This is a genomic window from Frigoribacterium sp. PvP032 (assembly GCF_017833035.1).
Lineage (GTDB): Bacteria > Actinomycetota > Actinomycetes > Actinomycetales > Microbacteriaceae > Frigoribacterium.
Map to the genome: position 1 here is coordinate 1,506,206 of NZ_JAFIBM010000001.1, position 18,894 is coordinate 1,525,099.

Below are 18,894 nucleotides of genomic sequence, written 5' to 3' on the forward strand. Positions count from 1 at the left end.
GACCGAGACACCCGAGGAGAGGGGCGTGCCCGTGGGCAGGACGCTTGCCGAGAAAGTGTGGGACGACCACGTCGTCGTCAAGGGCGAGGACGGCGCCCCCGACCTTCTCTACATCGACCTCCACCTCCTCCACGAGGTCACGAGCCCGCAGGCCTTCGACGGGCTCCGGCAGGCAGGGCGGCCGATGCGGCGCACCGACCTGACGATCGCCACCGAGGACCACAACACCCCGACCCTCGCGATCGACAAGCCGATCGCCGACCTCACCAGCCGCACGCAGATCGAGACGCTCCGCCGCAACACGGCCGAGTTCGGCGTCCGCCTGCACCCGCTCGGCGACGCCGAGCAGGGCATCGTCCACGTCGTGGGGCCGCAGCTCGGCCTCACCATGCCGGGCATCACCGTCGTCTGCGGCGACTCGCACACCTCGACGCACGGCGCGTTCGGCGCGATGGCCTTCGGCATCGGCACGAGCGAGGTCGAGCACGTCATGGCGACGCAGACCCTGCCCCTCAAGCCCTTCAAGACGATGGCGGTCACCGTCGAGGGCACGTTGCGCCCCGGCGTGACGGCGAAGGACATCATCCTGGCGGTCATCGCGCAGATCGGCACCGGCGGCGGGCAGGGCTACGTGCTCGAGTACCGCGGCAGCGCGATCCGCGCCCTCTCGATGGAGGGTCGCATGACGATCTGCAACATGTCCATCGAGGCTGGCGCCCGCGCGGGCATGGTCGCTCCCGACCAGATCACCTTCGACTACCTCGAGGGCCGTGACCACGCCCCGACAGGCGCCGACTGGGACGAGGCGGTCGCGTACTGGAAGACCCTGCCGACCGACGACGACGCCGTCTTCGACGCCGAGGTGTTCCTCGACGCCGACTCGCTCGAGCCGTTCGTCACCTGGGGCACGAACCCCGGCCAGGGCGTGTCGCTGAGCGACTCGGTGCCCGATCCGTCGGCCGTCGTCGACCCCAACGAGCGCGCCGCCGCCGAGCGCGCCCTCGAGTACATGGCCCTCGAGGCCGGCACCCCGATGAAGCAGATCCCCGTCGACGCGGTGTTCATGGGCTCGTGCACCAACAGCCGCATCGAGGACCTGCGAGCGTTCGCGTCGATCGTCAAGGGAAAGAAGAAGGCCGACGGCGTCCGCGTCATGGTCGTGCCGGGCTCGGCCCGCGTGCGGCTCGAGGCCGAGGCCGAGGGCCTCGACGAGGTCTTCACCGACTTCGGCGCCGAGTGGCGCTTCGCCGGCTGCTCGATGTGCCTCGGCATGAACCCCGACCAGCTCGCCCCGGGCGAGCGCTGCGCGTCGACCTCGAACCGCAACTTCGAGGGTCGCCAGGGCAAGGGCGGGCGCACCCACCTGGTGTCGCCGCTCGTCGCGGCCGCCACCGCGGTCCGCGGCACCCTGTCGTCCCCGTGGGACCTGTCGGCCGACGAGGCAGGCGCCGGTGGTGCTGCTGCCGGAGCCGGCGACGCCACGGCGACCCCGATCCACGACCAGGTCGCCGCCGAGCTGGCAGGCCAGACCGCAGGAGGCGCGTCCTAGTGCAGAAGTTCACCGTCGTCACCGGCGTGGCCGCGCCCCTGAAGCGCTCGAACGTCGACACCGACCAGATCATCCCGGCCGAGTTCCTCAAGCGGGTCACCAAGACCGGCTTCGAGGACGCGCTCTTCTTCTCGGCACGCCAGGACCCGGACTTCGTGCTCAACCGCCCGGAGTACCAGGGCGCCCGGGTGCTGGTGGCTGGCCCCGACTTCGGCACCGGCTCGAGCCGCGAGCACGCTGTCTGGGCGCTCCGCGACTTCGGCTTCGACGTCGTGCTGAGCTCGCGCTTCGGCGACATCTTCCGGGGCAACTCGGGCAAGCAGGGTCTGCTGAGCGCCGTCGTGGCCGAGGACGACATCGAGCGGATCTGGGCGGTCGTCGAGGCGAGCCCCGGCGTCGAGATCACGGTCGACCTCGCCGCGCAGACCGCCACGGTCGGTGACCTCACGGTCTCGTTCGAGGTCGATGCCTACACTAAGTGGCGCCTCCTCGAGGGTCTCGACGACATCGGACTGACCCTCCGCGACGAAGCCGCGATCACAGAATTCGAAACCCGCCGCGCCGCCTGGCGCCCGAAGACATTGCCGGTGAAGTAAGTGAACTCTCTCGTCCAAGACGCAGCAGCTGCAGGGGCCCGTGTCGGCCTGAAGTCCGATGAGATCGTCATCCGCGGCGGCAAGCCGCTGATCGGTCGGATCGAGGTGCGCGGGGCGAAGAACCTCGCCACGAAGGCGATGGTCGCCGCGTTGCTCGGCGACACCCCGAGCATCCTGCGCGACGTCCCGGACATCAGCGACGTCAACGTCGTCCGCGGGCTGCTGTCGGTGCACGGCGTCCGCATCACCGACCCGGCCCGAGGCGAGATGATCCTCGACCCGGCCAACGTCGAGTCGGCGCACTTCGCCGAGATCGACGCGCACGCGGGCTCGAGCCGCATCCCGATCCTCTTCTGCGGCCCGCTGCTGCACCGACTGGGCGAGGCGTTCATCCCCGACCTCGGCGGCTGCCGCATCGGCGACCGTCCCATCGACTTCCACCTCGACGCCCTCCGGGCCTTCGGCGCGGTCGTCGACAAGTCGTACAACGGCATCCACCTGACCGCGCCCGACGGCCTCAAGGGCGCCAACATCGAGCTGCCCTACCCGAGCGTCGGCGCGACCGAGCAGGTCCTGCTCACGGCGGTGCTCGCCGACGGCGTCACCGAGCTCCGCAACGCGGCCATCGAGCCCGAGATCATGGACCTCATCGCCATCCTGCAGAAGATGGGCGCCATCGTCTCGGTCGAGCCGAACCGCGTCATCTTCATCGAGGGCGTGAAGACGCTCCGCGGCTACACGCACCGGGCCATCAACGACCGCAACGAGGCCGCCAGCTGGGCCAGCGCCGCGCTGGCGACCAAGGGCGACATCTTCGTCGAGGGTGCCGACCAGAAAGACCTGATGACGTTCCTCAACGTCTTCCGCAAGGTCGGCGGCGACTTCGACGTCCACGAGGACGGCATCCGCTTCTTCCACCCCGGCGGCGAGCTCAAGCCCGTCGTCGTCGAGACCGACGTGCACCCCGGCTTCATGACCGACTGGCAGCAGCCGCTCATCGTGGCGCTGACCCAGGCGCAGGGCACCTCGATCGTGCACGAGACGGTCTACGAGAACCGCTTCCAGTTCACCGAGGCGCTGAACGACATGGGCGCCGACATCACCGTCCACAAAGAGGGCCTGCCCGGCCACGACCGCCGGGTCGCCCGCCGCGAGTTCGAGCAGGCGGCCGTCATCAACGGCCCCACCGCCCTGCACGGAGCCGACATCCGCGTGCCCGACCTGCGCGGCGGCTTCAGCCACCTCATCGCCGCCCTGACGGCCGAGGGCGAGTCCAAGATCAGCAACGTCGGCATCATCAGCCGCGGCTACGAGCACTTCATCGCGAAGCTGCGCAAGCTGGGCGCCGACTTCGACTTCCAGGGCTGATCGCGACGTGAGCGACGCCTCCTCGCCGACCCCGCCGGCCGGCGGCGTCGACGCGCCCCTCGTCCAGACGCCTCGCCGGGTCGGCCGCTTCGGTCGCGGCAAGGAGAAGAGCGCCGTGTTCCGGGGCGTCGCCGCCGTCGGCGCACCGCTCTTCGACCGGCTCGCCCGGATCGAGGTCCGCGGCGCCGAGAAGCTGCCGGCCGAGGGCGCGTTCGTGCTCGCGCCGAACCACTACACCAACATCGACCCCGTCGTCGTGGCGCGGCTGATGTGGACGATCGGGCGCGTTCCGAGGTTCCTCGCCAAGGCCTCGCTGTTCCGCGTGCCCCTCTTCGGCTCGCTGATGCGCGCGATGGGGCACGTGCCCGTCGAGCGCGGCGGACGCACGCACGACAGCGACCCCCTCCAGGCCGGCCGTGCGCTGGCGACCAGTGGCGGGGGAGTGATCATCTACCCCGAGGGGACGCTGACGCGCGATCCCGACCTGTGGCCCATGAAGGGCAAGAGCGGCGCCGTCCGCCTCGCCCTCCAGGCGGGGGTGCCGCTCATCCCGATGGCGCACTGGGGCAGCCAGCACGTGATGGGCCGCTACTCGGCGAAGATCAGCCTGTTCCCGCGCAAGCGCATCGTGGCCGCGATCGGCGACCCCGTCGACCTGTCGCCGTGGCGCGGCCGCCACCTCGACCAGGCCGCCTACACCGAGGCCACGGCCCTCGTCATGCAGCGCATCACCGAGCTGCTGGCCGGCCTCCGCGACGAGGAGGCGCCCGCCGAGCAGTGGGACCCGCACACGAAGCACCAGAAGGAGACCGGACGCTTTGAGCAGCCGTGACGTGAGCAGCCGTGACGTGAACAGCGACGCAGGTCGAGGGGCCGGGTCGCGGGAGGACGCGATCGGGGCGCTCGGCGAGGGCGCGGTGACGACGGAGGCGATCTCGGTCGTGATGCGCAGCGCGGTGCCCCGTACGGTGGCCGTCCTCGGCTCGGGCAGCTGGGGCACCACGTTCGCCAAGGTCCTCGCCGAGGGCGGGGCGGACGTCACCCTCTGGGCCCGGCGTCCCGAGGTCGCGCGCGAGATCACCGAGTCCAAGCGCAACAGCGACTACCTGCCGGGCATCAACCTGCCGCGCACCCTCGTGGCCACGCCCGACGTGGCCGCGGCGCTCCGCGGAGCCGAGCAGGTCTACCTCTCGGTGCCCAGCCAGACCCTCCGCGAGAACCTGGCCGCGATCCGTGAGCTGGTGCCGTCCGGCGTCCCCGTCGTGAGCCTCATGAAGGGCGTCGAGAAGGCGACCGGGCTGCGCATGAGCCAGGTCGTCGAGCAGGAGCTCGACATCGACCCCGACCTGATCGCCGTCGCGTCGGGCCCGAACCTCGCCCTCGAGATCGCGAAGCGCCAGCCGACCGCCGCCGTCGTCTCGTCGCAGAGCCTCGAGACTGCCACGGCCGTCGCCGCGACCGCGACGAACCCGTACTTCCGCTCGTTCGTGAACACCGACGTGATCGGCACCGAGTTCGGCGGGGTGCTCAAGAACCTCATCGCGGTCGCCATCGGCATCGTCGACGGTGTCGGCTACGGCGAGAACACCAAGGCCTCGATCATCACGCGCGGCCTCGCCGAGATGACCTCGTTCGCCGTCTCGTTCGGGGCGAAGGCCGAGACGCTCGCGGGGCTCGCTGGCCTCGGCGACCTGATCGCGACGTGCGAGTCGCCGCTGTCGCGCAACAACACGGCCGGCCGCCTCCTCGGCCAGGGCTACGCCTTCGGCGACGTCGTCCGGCAGATGAACCAGACGGCCGAGGGGCTCAGCTCGGTCGCGCCGATCCTCGAGCTGGCTCGCTCACGAGGCGTCGACATGCCCATCGTGCAGCAGGTCGCCGAGGTGCTCGCCGGTACGCTCGACCCGCGGAACATCGCGCCGCACCTGACCGAGACCGACGAGCCCCAGGGCGAGTAGCGGCACAAGGCGCGGCGTCCGTCACGGACGCGACCTGCGCCTCCTGCCCGCTCACGCCGGGCCGCGGCGCCGAACCACCCGAAGGGCCCCTCGATGACCACCACCACCCCCGCCACGGCTGCGGCCCCTGCGACCGAGGCTCCGGCGCCTGCCGAGAAGCAGACCGTCGTCGTCCTGTTCGGCGGCCGCTCGAGCGAGCACTCGATCAGCTGCGCCACCGCCGGCGGAGTGCTCGCCGCGATCGACCGCGACCGCTTCGACGTGGTGCCCGTCGGCATCACCCGCGAGGGCGCCTTCACGCTGCAGCCCGACGACGCGGCCCTCTTCGCGCTCGACGCCGAGTCACTGCCCGAGGTGCGGGACAACGGCACCCGCGTCCGCTGGCCCGAGACCGCCACGAGCCGGGGGCTGAGCGTCGTCGAGCCCGACGGCGACGTCCGCCTCCTCGGCGACGTCGACGTGGTGTTCCCGATCCTGCACGGCAGGTTCGGCGAGGACGGCACCGTGCAGGGCCTGCTCGAGCTCGCCGGGCTGCCCTACGTGGGCGCGGGCCTGCTCGCCTCGGCCGTCGGCATGGACAAGCACTTCACCAAGACCGTGCTGCAGCAGGCCGGCATCGCTGTCGCCCCCTGGCGGACGGTGCGCCGTGCCGAGTGGACCAGCGCTCCGGAGGCGGTGGCCGCCGAGGTCGCACAGCTCGGCTTCCCGCTCTTCGTCAAGCCCGCCCGTGCCGGGTCGAGCGTCGGCGTCTCGCGCGTCGACGGCCCAGAGCAGCTGGCCGCCGCCATGGAGGTCGGCCTCGCGGAGGACCACAAGGTGCTCGTCGAGGCTGGCGTCGTCGGCCGCGAGATCGAGTGCGCGGTGCTCGGCGGGCGCGACGGGGGAGCGCCGCGCACCTCCGTCGCCGGCGAGATCGTGCTCGGCGACGAGACCTTCTACGACTTCGAGTCGAAGTACCTGGGCGGTGCCGGCGCCGACCTGCTGTGCCCGGCGCCGCTGTCGGACGACGAGCTCGCCGAGATGCAGCGCCTCGCCGCGCTCGCCTTCGAGTCCATCGACGGCACCGGGCTCGCCCGGGTCGACTTCTTCCTCACCGACGAGGGGTGGGTCGTCAACGAGGTCAACACGATGCCCGGCTTCACGCCGATCTCGATGTTCCCGGCCTGCTGGCTCGCGAGCGGCCTGAGCTACCCCGAGCTGATCACGGAGCTCGTCGAGCTGGGGCTCGCCACCGACCGCTGAGCCGGCCGCCGCGCCCCCAGGCGAGCACCGCGCTGGCGCGCACCGCAGCGGGTCTCGGACACGGCACCGGGTTTCGTACATCGCACCGCGTCCAGACCCGGTGCAGTGTACGAAACCCGGTGCGGCAGCGACTGCCGCAGGCGGCTGAGGCCGAAGCCAGCTCAGGGGGCGGGCGACTCCGAGGGCACGTCGGTCGACGTGTCGGCCGGGTCTCCGACGCTCGGCAGGTCGTCGACGCCGACGCAGCCGCGGCCGTCCTCCGGCAGGTAGCCGACGGCGTCCGCGAGGTCGAAGAGCGCGGTGCTGCCGACCTCGGCGCTGACGACGACCTGCACGGCGGGCGTCCGGCCGTAGGTCGTGAAGGTGAAGGTGTCGCCGTCCTCAGGGCCGTCGTCGGACAGCCAGTCGACGCCCTGCACGTCGTTGCACGGCAGGTCGGAGATCGCGGGCGACTCGACGCCGCAGCGCAACAGCACAGTCGAGGGCGTGCCCCAGGCCCCGGTGCCCTGCGCGTCGGTCTCGCGCCGCTGCTGCGGGTCGGAGTCGGGCCCGACCGTGTCGGGCAGGTGCACGACGACCTGGGCGCAGTCGGGGTCGTTCGCACCGTCGGCCGACTGCATCGGCACGGCGGCCGTGCAGCCCGAGAGGATCGACACGGCGACCACGCCGAGGGCGGCGACGACAGAAGGGCGCAGGAGGCGGCGGTACGGTGCGGACATCCCGGCCAGGCTACCGTCGACCCCATGGAACGATCCTCCAGGTCTCTCGACGCTGCCGACACCGCCGACGCTGCCGACACCGTCGATTCTGCCGACGCCGCTGCTGCCGACACCGTCCAGTCCGTCGGCGAGCTGGCGACCCTCGCGCGCATCCTGCCCCGCCTGCCGCGGGGTCTCGACACGCAGCTCGGCCCGGGCGACGACGCGGCCGTCGTCGCCGCGCCCGACGGCCGCTTCGTCGTGACGACCGACCTGATGGTGCACGGGCCGGACTTCCGGCGTGCGTGGTCGACGCCGCACGACCTCGGCTGGAAGGCCGCCGCCTCGAACCTCTCGGACGTGGCGGCGATGGGGGCCCGGCCCACGGCTCTCGTCGTCGCCCTGGCCGTGCCGGGCGACACGCCCGTGGCCGACCTGGAGGGGCTCGCCGACGGGCTCCGCGACGCCTGCGCGGCCATGGCGCCGGGGTGTGGCGTCGTCGGCGGCGACCTCTCCGTCTCGGCGGTCTTCACCGTCGCGGTCACGGCGTTCGGCGACCTCGACGGGCATCACCCGGTCCGGCGCGACGGAGCCGGCGTCGGCGACGTGGTCGCCGTGTCCGGGCCGCTCGGCCGGGCGGCGCGGGGCCTCGACCTGCTCTTCCGTCTCGGCGTCGACCACGAGGGCGTCCCCGACGCTGGCCTCGCCCGTGAGGTGCGCGACCGCGACGCCGACGTCGGCTGGCAGCTCGCGCCGACGCCCCCGATCGCCGACGGGCCTGCCGCCGCCCTGGCCGGCGCGACGGCGATGCTCGACCTCTCCGACGGCCTCGCGCTCGACGCGTCCCGGCTGGCCCGCGCCTCCGGCGTCGTGCTCGACCTCGAGTCCTCCGCGCTCGGAGCCGATCCGCACGCCGCCCTCGCCGGAGGAGAGGACCACTCCCTGCTCGCGACGTTCCCGGCGGGGACCGACCTGCCGGGAGGCTTCCGGCCTGTCGGCACGGTCCGCGACCTCGCAGGAGGCGCCCCCCGCGTCGCCGTCGACGGCCGCGACCTCGGCGAGCCCGGCGGCTGGGACCCCTACCGCCTCTGGACCGGCCAGCAGGGCTGACCAGCCCCCGCCGCGCCTCCTCGTGCCCCGCCGCGTCCCCCCTCGGCCCCGACGATCTCGCTGCCCCGTAATTTGAGAGTCATCCGCCCCGAGGGGTGCCCGGGGCCTGCCTGCGGCGGCCCTGCCGAGGCGGATCTGTCTCGCATTGAGATCCTGCGGGTCCCTCAGCGGCAGCTGCAGCCGCACCCACGGCGGCAGCCGCACCGGCACCGGCACCGGCATCCGCAGCCGCAGCCGCACCCACAGCAGCCGCAACCGCCCCTCAGGCGTCGCGCGTCGCGAACCAGACCGTCGTGTCGCCGTACGACTTGCGGGCGTCGAGCGTGAGCCCGGCGGGCCAGCCGGGCTCCCCGTCTCGGGAGGCGCGCTCGACGACGACCAGCGCCTCCTCGGCCAGCGACGGCAGCAGGGCGGCGAGGTCGGCGGCGAGCTCGGCCGCCGACAGCTCGTAGGGCGGGTCGAAGAACACCAGGTCGACGACCGAGGCGCCGCCCGCGAGGTACGACCTGACCGGCTGGGCGACGACGTCGACCCGTGGCGCCCGCCCGGCGGGGGCCCGCCGCACGACCGCGTCGACGTTCTTCCGCAGCGCCTTCGCGGCAGCGGGCGCCTTCTCGACGAGCACGACCGAGGCAGCACCGCGCGACGCCGCCTCGAGCCCGAGCCCGCCCGTGCCGGCGTAGAGGTCGAGCACGCGGCGTCCGGCGATCTCGTCGCGGGCGTCGAGCGACGAGAACAGCGCCTCGCGCACCCGGTCGCTCGTCGGTCGCGTGCCCGTCTTCGGCACGGCCAGGGTCAGGTTGTCGGCGAAGCCGGAGATGATGCGGGACACGCCCCCATCCTGGTGCATCGCCGCAGCCGTTCGAGCAAGTCGACAACGCGGCCCCGAGGAGGCGCGCGACCGGTCGTGGGACCCGCACAAGCGAGTTGTCGGCCGTCTCGACGGCAGGCACGATCGCCCCATGACCAGCGTCGATCGAATCGTCCGCCCCTCCTTCACCAAGTCGCTCTTCGCGGGGCGGATCGCGTCCGAGCTCGTCTTCCCGTACCCGCACATGTCGGCGGCTGAGGCAGCGAGGGTCGAGACGGTCTCCGCGTCGGCGCGCGAGGTGCTGGCCGACTACGACCCGCTGCGCGCCGAGCGCGAGGGCTGGATCGGCGACGACACGGTGCGGGCCCTCGGCGAGCGAGGGCTGATGGGCCTGTTCGTCTCCGAGGAGTACGGCGGGCTCGGCCTCAGCCAGAGCGCCTACTGCCGCGTCTACGAGGAGTTCGGCCGGGTCGACGGCACCCTCGCCACCGTGATGGGCGTGCACCAGTCGATCGGCACGAAGCCGCTGCACCTGTTCGGCACGGACGACCAGAAGGCCCGCTGGCTGCCCGACCTGGCGAGCGGCCGCAAGCTGGCCGCGTTCGTCCTCACCGAGCCGAACGTGGGCAGCGACGCCTACGCGCTCGAGACGAGGGCCGAGCGGCAGAGCGACGGCAGCTGGCTGTTGAACGGCGAGAAGCGCTGGATCGGCAACGGCGACAAGGACGTCCTGACGGTCTTCGCCCAGAGCGACCTCGGGCACGTCGCCCTCATCGTCGAGAAGGGCATGGACGGGCTGAGCACCGGCCCGCGCTTCGAGACGCACGGCCTGAAGGCCAACCACCTCCAGCGCGTGCACTTCAAAGATGTGAGGGTGCCCGCCGAGAACCTGCTCGGCGAGCCGGGCGACGGCTTCCGCATCGCGGTGAACACGCTGAACAACGGCCGGATGTCGATGGGGACGGCCATCGCGGGCGGCATGAAGCGGTTCCTCGAGCTGAGCCTCACGCACACGGAGGCGCGGCACCAGTTCGGCCGCCCCCTCGCCGACTTCGAGATGGTCGGCGACAAGCTCGCGTGGATGACGCAGCAGATCTACGGCGTCGAGTCGATGTCGTACCTGACCACCGGCCTCGTCGACCGCGGCGACACCGACTTCGCCCTCGAGTCGGCCATGACGAAGGTCACGGCCAGCGACACCGGCTGGTACGCGCTCAACCGCGCCGTCCAGCTGCACGGCGGCGAGGCCTACATGGAGGGGCACCCGCTGTCGAAGGCCCTGCGCGACTTCCGCATCTTCCCGATCTTCGAGGGCGCGAACGACGTCCTCCGTGCCTTCGTCGCGCTCAACGGCCTCAAGGCGCTCAGCGAGGAGCTGCCCGACGTCGCGTCCCTGAGCATCGGCGATCCCGGTCGAGCGATCGGCGTGCTTGCCCCCTACGTGACCGGCCGCGTCCAGCGGCGCATCAAGCCGGAGCGGCCGGTGGGCGTTCACCCGCAGCTCGCGCGTGCCGCGGCGCAGGTGGGCGAGCAGGTCTCCCAGCTGCGCGAGCGGGCCGAGGGCGCCCTCCGCAAGCACGGCAAGCGCGTCCAGGAGGCCCAGCTGGTGCAGAAGCGCCTCGCCGACGCGGCGTCAGGCATCTACGCGCAGACGGCCGTGCTCTCGCGGGCGTCGGTCGCCCTCGAGGAGGCGCGGGCCGACTCCGACGCCGAGCGTCACCTGGCGATCGGGTTCTGCAAGCAGTCTGCCCGCCAGGTCGCACGGCAGCTACGGGCGCTCGAGGTGAACGACGACCGGCACGTGACCGCGCTCGCGGCGTCGACCCGCGCCTCCGGCGGCTACGCGTTCCGGCTCTGAGGAACGGGCCGAGCCGCGTTCCGGCTCTGAGGTCAGCTCCCTGGCCGGCTGCGGGCCGGTCCCTGTCGGGGGCGCGCAGTAGCGTGGAGGCGTGCCTGCGCCCCTGCCCGACCCGTCGCCGCTCGACGCCGCGCTCTCGAGCGCGCTCGGCGGCCGCACGGCGCAGGCGATGCAGAAGGCGTTCGGCCTGCGGACGGTCGGCGACCTGCTGTCGCACTACCCGCGGCGGTACGCCCGTCGGGGCGAGCTGACGGCGCTCGACTCCCTGCCGCTCGGCGAGTCCGTGACGATCGTCGCCGAGGTGCTCGACGTGCGCGAGCGCACGATGCGTGCCCGCCGCGGGTCGATCCTCGAGGTGCGCATCGGCGACGGCGAGGGCATCCTCACGCTCACCTTCTTCAACCAGGCCTGGCGCTCGCGCGACCTCGTGCCCGGCGCTCGCGGCATCTTCGCCGGCAAGGTGGGCGACTACCGCGGCCTGCGGCAGCTGGCGCACCCCGACTACGAGCTGTTCGACGCGTCGCACGAGGCCGTGGCCGGGGTCGGCGACGCCGAGGCGCAGGCCTTCGCCCGCCAGCCGATCCCGATCTACCCGGCCAGCGCCTCCGTGGCGTCGTGGCAGGTGCAGAAGTCGGTCGAGGTGGTGCTCGACACGCTGCCGCCCCTCGACGACCCCGTGCCGGCGTCGGTCCGTGCCGAGCTCGAGCTCGTCCCGCTGCGTGAGGCGCTCGAGCTGGTGCACCGGCCCGACAAGGACAGGGACCACCTGAGGGGTCGAGACGCCCTCCGCTTCCAGGAGGCGTTCGTGCTGCAGAGCGCGCTGCTGCAGCAGCGGGCCCTGCTCCGCAGGACGAAGGCGACCGCGCGCTCGGCACGGCCGGGCGGCCTGCTCGAGCGCCTCGACGCGGCGCTGCCGTTCGAGCGCACCGCCGACCAGGTGCTGGTCGGCTCCGAGATCGACCGCGACCTCGCGGCCGACGTCCCGATGAACCGCCTGGTGCAGGGCGAGGTCGGCTCGGGCAAGACCCTCGTGGCGCTCAGGGCGATGCTCGCCGTCGCCGAGAGCGGCGGCCAGTCGGCGCTGCTCGCCCCGACCGAGGTGCTCGCCGGGCAGCACCTGCGCTCGATCGTGCGGTCCCTCGGCCCGGACCTCGCGGCCGAGCTGCGCCCCGTGCTGCTGACCGGGCAGATGAGCACCGCCGAGCGCCGCAAGGCCACCCTCGCCGTGGTCAGCGGGCAGGCCAGGATCGTCGTGGGCACGCACGCCCTGATCAGCGACGCCGTCGAGTTCTGGGACCTCGGCCTCGTCGTCGTCGACGAGCAGCACCGCTTCGGCGTCGAGCAGCGCGAGGCGCTCCGCCGCAAGGGGGCCGCCCCGCCGCACGTGCTCGTGCTCACTGCGACGCCCATCCCGCGCACCGTCGCGATGACCGTCTTCGGCGACCTCGACGTGTCGACCATCACCGAGCTGCCGGCCGGTCGCCAGCCGATCGAGTCGTTCGTCGTGCCGCTCGCCGACCGGCCCGGCTGGGCCGACCGCATCTGGCAGCGCTCCGCAGAAGAGATCGCGAAGGGACGCCAGGTCTTCGTGGTCTGCCCGGCCATCGACGCGGCGACCGTCGAGCAGGGCGAGCCGGCCGCCGAGGCCGGTGCGGGGCCTGCCGCGGCCGAGGGGCCCGGGGGAGGCGCGCCTCCTGCCCCGGAACGCGCCAGCGTCGAGGCCGTCACGGCCCTCGCCCGCTCGCTGCCCGTGCTCGCGGGCGCCAGGGTCGAACCGCTGCACGGCCGCATGTCGGCCGACGAGAAGGACGACGTCATGCAGCGCTTCGCGCGCGGCGAGATCGATCTGCTCGTGGCCACGACGGTGATCGAGGTCGGCGTCGACGTGCCCAACGCCTCGACGATGGTGGTGCTCGACGCCGACCGGTTCGGCATCTCCCAGCTGCACCAGCTCCGCGGCCGCGTCGGTCGCGGCGGTCACCCCGGCCTCTGCCTCCTCGTGACGCACGCCCCCGTCGACTCGACGGCGCGCGAGCGGGTCGACGCCGTCGCCGCCACCCTCGACGGCTTCGAGCTCGCCCAGGTCGACCTCGAGCTGCGGCGCGAGGGCGACGTCCTCAGCAGCCTGCAGTCGGGCGGCCGGTCGTCGCTGCGACTGCTGCGGGTGACGACCGACGGCGACCTGATCGGCATCGCGCGCGAGCACGCGGCCGAGCTGCTCGAGGCCGACCCGACGCTGACCGAGCACCCCGCGCTCGCAGCGGCCATCGCGCGCCGACTCGACGACTCGAGCCGCGACTTCATGGCGGCGGGCTGAGGGTGTCTCCCGGGCCACCGGCTAGGGTGACGGGATGAGCAGGATCGCCGTCGTCCCGGGGTCGTTCGACCCCGTCACCCTCGGCCACGTCGACGTCATCGCGAGGGCTGCGGGCATCTTCGACGAGGTCCACGTGCTGGTCGTGCACAACCCCGACAAGACCGCGCTCCTGCCGCTGCCGCAGCGGGTCTCGCTGCTCGAGCGCTCGCTCCGCGACGCGGGGCTGCCGAGCACCGTGACCGTGCACAGCTGGAGCGTCGGCCTGCTGGTCGACTACTGCACCGAGGTCGGCGCGTCCGTGCTCGTCAAGGGCATCCGCTCCCAGGTCGACGTGGCGTATGAAACTCCCATGGCGATCATGAACCGCAGCCTGGCCGGGGTCGAGACGGTCTTCCTGCTGCCCGACCCGGCCCACGCCCACGTGTCGAGCTCGCTCGTCCGCCAGGTGGCGTCGCTCGGCGGCGACGTGCGGCCCTACGTCCCGACCGCCGTGGCCGACTACCTCGCGACGGGCTGACCCACCACCGACTCACTGGCCCACCCGACCCACCGCCCGACCCACCTGGCCCACCCGACCCACCTCAGCCGCACCGCACTCCGAACACACGACGCACCAGATCACGACGCACCACGGACCGATCCAGATCACGCCCGGCACCCGAGAGACGACGACGATGACGACGACCACGACCAGCACCCCCGGCAGCGACGCCCGGCGCGAGCGCCGCAGGCCGGAGGCCGCCGTCGCGGGGCCGCCGATGTCGCTCGACGAGGTGCAGCAGAAGGCACGCGGCATCCTCGAGGCCGTCGCGACTGTCATCGACGGCAAGGACGGCGCCATCAGCACGGCCCTGACCGTCCTGCTGGCGGAGGGGCACCTCCTGATCGAGGACGTCCCCGGCGTCGGCAAGACCCAGCTCGCCCGGGCGCTCGCCAAGGCGGTCGACGCGACCGTCACCCGCATCCAGTTCACGCCCGACCTGCTGCCGAGCGACATCACCGGCGTCTCGGTCTACGACCGGGAGCGGGGCGGCTTCCAGTTCGTCCCCGGGCCCGTGTTCGCGAACGTCGTCATCGGCGACGAGATCAACCGTGCGTCGCCCAAGACCCAGTCGGCCCTGCTCGAGAGCCTCGAGGAGCGGCAGGTCACGGTCGACGGCATCACGCACCCGCTGCCGCAGCCGTTCCTCGTCGTCGCGACGCAGAACCCCGTCGAGATGGAGGGCACCTACGCGCTGCCCGAGGCGCAGCGCGACCGGTTCATGGCCCGCATCTCGCTCGGCTACCCCGACGCCGAGAGCGAGCTGCGGATGCTGCGGCAGCGAGAGCGCACCAGCCCGCTCGACGTGCTGCAGCCGCTGGTCTCGCTCGACGACCTCACCCGCATGATCGCCGCGGTGCGCGGCGTCTACGCCGCCGAGGCCGTCGAGCGGTACGCGGTCCGCATCGTGCAGGCGACCAGGGTGCACCCCGACGTCCGGCTCGGCGCGAGCCCGCGCGCGACGCTCCAGCTGATGCGCGCCGCGAAGTCGTGGGCCGCGCTCAACGGCCGCTCGTTCGTCGTGCCGGACGACGTCGACGCCCTCAGCGGCCCCGTCCTCGGCCACCGGATCATCCTCGCCGGCCGTGCCGGGGCGGGGGCCGTCACCGCGGCGTACGACCTCGTCGCCGACGTGGTCGAGGCGACCGACGTGCCGCTCGGCGACCCCGCCGACGCGCGCTGACCGTGGCGCTCGGGCAGGCGCCGCGCCCCACGGCGCGGGGAGTCGGCGTCGTCGTCGCGGGAGTCGTCGTCGTGGTGGCCGGCGTGCTCCTCGACTCGACGCCGCTCGTCTTCGCCGGGTTCGTGCTGGTGCTGCTCGTCGTCGCGGTGCTCGTCTCGCTCCTCCTGCGTCGGCCCGACCTCGACGTCGCCCGGCGCTTCAGCCCCGGCCGTGGCGTCGCGGGCTGGTCGGTCGTCGAGACCCTCTCCCTCACGCCGAGGGGGCGGAGCCAGGTCGTCGTGCTCCGCGAGGGGCTGCCCTGGAGGGGCGGTCCGTCCGCCGAGTCCGCGACCGTGTCGCTCGAGCCGGGTCGCGCCTCCACCGCGGTGTTCCGCCACGTCGACCTGATCCGCGGCCGTCACCGCGTCGGACCGCTGACCGTCGACCTCGTCGAGTCGTTCGGCGTCGGCCGTCGCCGGACGTCGGTGCAGGGCACGCACGAGCTCGTCGTCGTGCCCGAGGTGCTCGACCTCGGTCTCGCCCGCGAGTCGCGGGCCCTCGGCGACGGGGCCCGCCGCCAACGCGGGCAGAGCCTCACCGGCGCGGAGGACGACCCCGTCACCCGCGAGTACCGCCGGGGCGACCCCATGCGCCGCGTGCACTGGAAGGCCTCCGCCCGGCACGACGACCTGATGGTGCGTCAGGAGGAGCAGCACGGCCTGCCGCACGTCCGGCTCGTCCTGCCGACGTCACTCGAGTCCTGGGACGACGCCACGACCGGCCCGGGAGGCGCGGGCCGGCACAGCGACGCGTTCGAGTGGGCGCTGTCGGTCGTCGCCACCCTCGCGGTCGAGTGGGGCCACGCCGGCTCGGTCGCGCTCCTCACGACTCCCGCCGGCGACCTCGTCGCCCGCCACGACCCCGAGACCACGACCGCGTTCCTCGACTCGCTCGCCGACGTCGTCCTCGACGACCCGGCAGGGCCGCCCGCACCGCCCGCCGCCGCTCGTGAGCCGGTCGTCGCCGTCGTGTCCAGCCTCCGGCGCCGCGACCTCGACGTCCTGCTGCGGTCACGCGCGGTCGGCGCCTCCGCCGTGGCCGTCGTCGTGTCCCCGACCCTGGGCTTCACCCACACGGGTCGTTCGACCACGGGCGACGGGCGTGACGCGCCGCTCGGTCCCGACCAGGTCGCGGCCGAGCTGCGGAGCTCCCGGTGGCGGGTCGTCGAGGCGGGGGCGCACGACAGCGTCGCCGACGTCGTCAGAGGGGCAGGGCTGCTCGATGGCTGACCGCACCGCGACCGACCGTGCCGCCGACCGCACCACGACCGACCGTGCCGCCGGCTCCTCGGCGCCGCGCCAGTCGAGTCCGCGTCCGCCGGACCGTGTGTCGTCCGCCCGCCGGCGCCCGACCTCCCCTCCGACGGGCTGGGCGACGAGCCTGCTCGTCTGGCTCACCCTCGCGGCGTCTCTTGCGAGCCTCTCCTCCCTGTTCCAGGGAGCCGGCTGGTGGTTCGCGGGAGCCGGCGTCGCGGCCGTCGTGCTGGGCGCCTCCCTCGGAGCCAGGGCGCTGGGCGCCGGCCCGGTGCTCGGCTGGGTCGCGGGCCTCGTCTCGGGGCTGCTCGTCACGTCGGCGCTCGTCTCGGGCGGCACCGCCGTGCTCGGCGTCGTGCCCACGGCCGCGACGCTGCAGCGCCTCCGCGACCTCGGCGACCAGGCGACGACGACGATCGTCGAGGGCACAGCGCCCGTCGAGGTGCAGGACGGCCTGCTCGCCGTCGTGGTCGCCGCGGTGCTCGGCGTGGCCGTGATCAGCGACCTCGTGTCGACCGTCGGCCGGATGCCGGGGCTCACGGGGGCGTTCCCCGCCGTCGTGCTGGCCGTGCCCTCGTTCGTGCCCGGCACCTCCGTCCGCTGGCCGTGGGTGGTCCTCGCCGTGCTCTGCTGGATCGCGCTCCTGGCCGTCTCGACGGGACGGCGTCCCACCAGGGCGACGGCCGTCGGGGGAGTGGCCGCGGTCGGCGTCGCCGCCCTGCTCACCGCCGTGGTGCCCTTCGGCGGCGTCGCGCCGCTGACCGGCGTCGGCACCGGCACCGGGCTGGCGACGGGGGTCAACCCCGTGGTCGACCTCGGCGACGACCTCCGGCGAGGGGCACCGCTGACGGTGCTCACCTACCGGTCGTCCGACACCGACGGCACCTACCTCAAGCTGGTCGACCTGGTCGACTTCAGCGGCCGCACCTGGAGCCCCGCCGACGCCGACGTCGACCCGGACGACGGCCTCGACGCGATCCCCGACGCGCCGGGCATCGCCGAGGGCACCTCGCGCCGCGTGGTCAGCACCGAGGTGCAGATCGGCGCGCTCCGCAGCCCGTACCTGCCGGTGCCCGTGCCCCCGCAGACCATCACGGGCCTCGACGACGGCTGGTCGTTCGTCGACCAGTCGGGCGTGACGGTGCGCAGCACGAGCGAGAGCACCCAGGGCCTCGAGTACACGGTCGAGAGCCGTCCCGTCGACCCGAGCCCTGAGCAGGTCGTCGCCGCGCTGAGCGACCAGGGCACCGACATGTCGACGTACCTCTCGGTCGACGGCGTGCCCCAGACCGTCGCCGACCTCGCGGCCCAGGTCACGGCCGACGCGGCGAACCCCTTCGACGCCGCGGTCGCCCTGCAGGACTGGTTCCGGGACGGCGACTTCACCTACTCGGAGGACACCCCGGTCGACGAGGGCTACGACGGCAACGGGCTCGACGCCGTCGAGCGGTTCCTCGAGGTCAAGAGCGGCTACTGCGTGCACTTCGCCTCCGCGATGGCAGTCATGGCGCGCACCCTCGGCATCCCGTCACGGATGGCCGTCGGGTTCCTGCCCGGCACGCCCACGGGCTTCGGGGACGACACCGCCAGGGCCGTCAGCAGCGACGACCTGCACACCTGGCCGGAGCTGTACTTCGAGGGCCTCGGCTGGGTGCCCTTCGAGCCGACGGTCGGGCTCGGCACGCCGCAGTCGTACCTGCAGGAGACCGGCGTCGAGCCGACGGCCGCGCCCAGCGCACCCGACGAGGCGACCCCGCAGCCCTCGGCCGACGAGCCCTCCGCCGCGCCGAGCGCGGCAGGCCCGACTGCCGGCGCCGACGAGACGCAGGGCGCGTCCGCGCAGTCGGGCGCCCCGGGGCCCGTGCCCGTGGTCGGCGGGGCCCTCGGCCTCGCGGTCCTCGCCGCCCTGCTCGTCGTCCCGTCCGGCATGCGTCTCGCGCGTCGCCGGCGTCGCCTCACGGCCAGCCCGCCCGACCGGGCCCTCGGCGCCTGGCGCGAGGTGCTCGACACCGCCCTCGACCTCGGCGTCGCGCCGCCGGCCGGCGCCACTCCCGCGGTCGCCGCGGCCGCGCTCGACGGCGTCCTCCGCGGGGCGGCCCGTCCCGACGAGGAGGCGCGACGCGCCCTGGCCTCGCTGGCGGCGGCGCTCGAGGCGGAGCGGTTCGGCGCCGACCCTGCCGACAGCCGGGTGGCCGACGACGCGCTCCGGGTGCTCGGTGCCCTCCGCGCCTCCTCGCCCCCGGGTCGCCGCGTGGCGGCCACCCTGGCGCCGCGCTCGCTCGTGAAGTCCTCGGAGGCGAGATCCGGCGCGGGTGCGTAGACTCTCCCCTCGTGCCTCACTACACCAAGACCCCCTGGACGCTGTCGGTCT

The 18,894-nt window shown here is 73.5% G+C and carries 15 protein-coding genes; 13 read left to right on the forward strand and 2 right to left on the reverse strand.

Going from position 1 to position 18,894, the window contains the following annotated elements:
- Window positions 1-31 precede the first annotated feature (31 nt).
- The 6 genes from leuC to JOE35_RS06965 all read left to right on the forward strand — a co-directional run bounded on the left by leuC (window position 32) and on the right by JOE35_RS06965 (window position 6,713).
- A complete protein-coding gene (gene leuC / locus JOE35_RS06940; RefSeq protein ID WP_307803125.1) occupies window positions 32-1,549 on the forward strand; it encodes a 3-isopropylmalate dehydratase large subunit in 1,518 nt (505 codons plus the stop codon).
- Window positions 1,549-2,145 (forward strand): 3-isopropylmalate dehydratase small subunit, encoded by a 597-nt coding sequence (gene leuD, locus JOE35_RS06945; protein WP_209560478.1) that lies wholly within the window; start codon window positions 1,549-1,551, stop codon window positions 2,143-2,145. Before leuC ends, leuD begins: the two co-directional genes overlap by 1 nt.
- Complete coding sequence (gene murA, locus JOE35_RS06950; protein ID WP_123546459.1) at window positions 2,146-3,513, forward strand: UDP-N-acetylglucosamine 1-carboxyvinyltransferase; 1,368 nt, start codon at window positions 2,146-2,148, stop codon at window positions 3,511-3,513.
- 7 nt (window positions 3,514-3,520) lie between these two features.
- A complete protein-coding gene (locus JOE35_RS06955; RefSeq protein WP_209560479.1) occupies window positions 3,521-4,345 on the forward strand; it encodes a 1-acyl-sn-glycerol-3-phosphate acyltransferase in 825 nt (274 codons plus the stop codon).
- A 112-nt stretch (window positions 4,346-4,457) separates the two neighbouring features.
- Complete coding sequence (locus tag JOE35_RS06960) at window positions 4,458-5,471, forward strand: NAD(P)H-dependent glycerol-3-phosphate dehydrogenase (protein ID WP_209561923.1); 1,014 nt, start codon at window positions 4,458-4,460, stop codon at window positions 5,469-5,471.
- Window positions 5,472-5,564: 93 nt separating this feature from the next.
- On the forward strand, window positions 5,565-6,713 hold the full coding sequence (locus tag JOE35_RS06965) for a D-alanine--D-alanine ligase family protein (RefSeq protein WP_209560480.1): 1,149 nt from the start codon (window positions 5,565-5,567) through the stop codon (window positions 6,711-6,713).
- A gap of 161 nt (window positions 6,714-6,874) precedes the next feature.
- On the opposite strand, the gene JOE35_RS06970 is transcribed toward JOE35_RS06965, so the two are convergent.
- Complete coding sequence (locus JOE35_RS06970; RefSeq protein ID WP_209560481.1) at window positions 6,875-7,432, reverse strand: DUF3515 domain-containing protein; 558 nt, start codon at window positions 7,430-7,432, stop codon at window positions 6,875-6,877.
- 24 nt (window positions 7,433-7,456) lie between these two features.
- On the opposite strand from JOE35_RS06970, the gene thiL reads away from it, so the two are divergent.
- Complete coding sequence (thiL, locus tag JOE35_RS06975; protein WP_209560482.1) at window positions 7,457-8,521, forward strand: thiamine-phosphate kinase; 1,065 nt, start codon at window positions 7,457-7,459, stop codon at window positions 8,519-8,521.
- 262 nt (window positions 8,522-8,783) lie between these two features.
- Here thiL and rsmD read toward each other — a convergent pair whose 3' ends face one another.
- Window positions 8,784-9,353: a 16S rRNA (guanine(966)-N(2))-methyltransferase RsmD gene (gene rsmD, locus JOE35_RS06980; RefSeq protein ID WP_209560483.1), complete on the reverse strand. Its 570-nt coding sequence runs from the start codon at window positions 9,351-9,353 to the stop codon at window positions 8,784-8,786.
- Between the two features lie 130 nt (window positions 9,354-9,483).
- Here rsmD and JOE35_RS06985 point away from each other — a divergent pair, with 130 nt between their 5' ends.
- From JOE35_RS06985 to JOE35_RS07010, 6 genes are all read left to right on the forward strand, one after another.
- Complete coding sequence (locus tag JOE35_RS06985) at window positions 9,484-11,190, forward strand: acyl-CoA dehydrogenase family protein (protein ID WP_209560484.1); 1,707 nt, start codon at window positions 9,484-9,486, stop codon at window positions 11,188-11,190.
- 91 nt (window positions 11,191-11,281) lie between these two features.
- On the forward strand, window positions 11,282-13,507 hold the full coding sequence (locus JOE35_RS06990) for an ATP-dependent DNA helicase RecG (RefSeq protein WP_307802977.1): 2,226 nt from the start codon (window positions 11,282-11,284) through the stop codon (window positions 13,505-13,507).
- A gap of 34 nt (window positions 13,508-13,541) precedes the next feature.
- Window positions 13,542-14,024 (forward strand): pantetheine-phosphate adenylyltransferase, encoded by a 483-nt coding sequence (gene coaD, locus JOE35_RS06995; protein WP_209560485.1) that lies wholly within the window; start codon window positions 13,542-13,544, stop codon window positions 14,022-14,024.
- Between the two features lie 157 nt (window positions 14,025-14,181).
- The gene (locus JOE35_RS07000) at window positions 14,182-15,231 is read left to right on the forward strand and encodes an AAA family ATPase (protein WP_370512318.1); all 1,050 of its coding nucleotides are present in this window, start codon (window positions 14,182-14,184) and stop codon (window positions 15,229-15,231) included.
- 2 nt (window positions 15,232-15,233) lie between these two features.
- Complete coding sequence (locus JOE35_RS15580; protein ID WP_209560486.1) at window positions 15,234-16,499, forward strand: DUF58 domain-containing protein; 1,266 nt, start codon at window positions 15,234-15,236, stop codon at window positions 16,497-16,499.
- The gene (locus JOE35_RS07010) at window positions 16,492-18,843 is read left to right on the forward strand and encodes a DUF3488 and transglutaminase-like domain-containing protein (RefSeq protein WP_209560487.1); all 2,352 of its coding nucleotides are present in this window, start codon (window positions 16,492-16,494) and stop codon (window positions 18,841-18,843) included. The genes JOE35_RS15580 and JOE35_RS07010 overlap by 8 nt, the downstream gene beginning before the upstream one ends.
- Window positions 18,844-18,894: the final 51 nt, after the last annotated feature.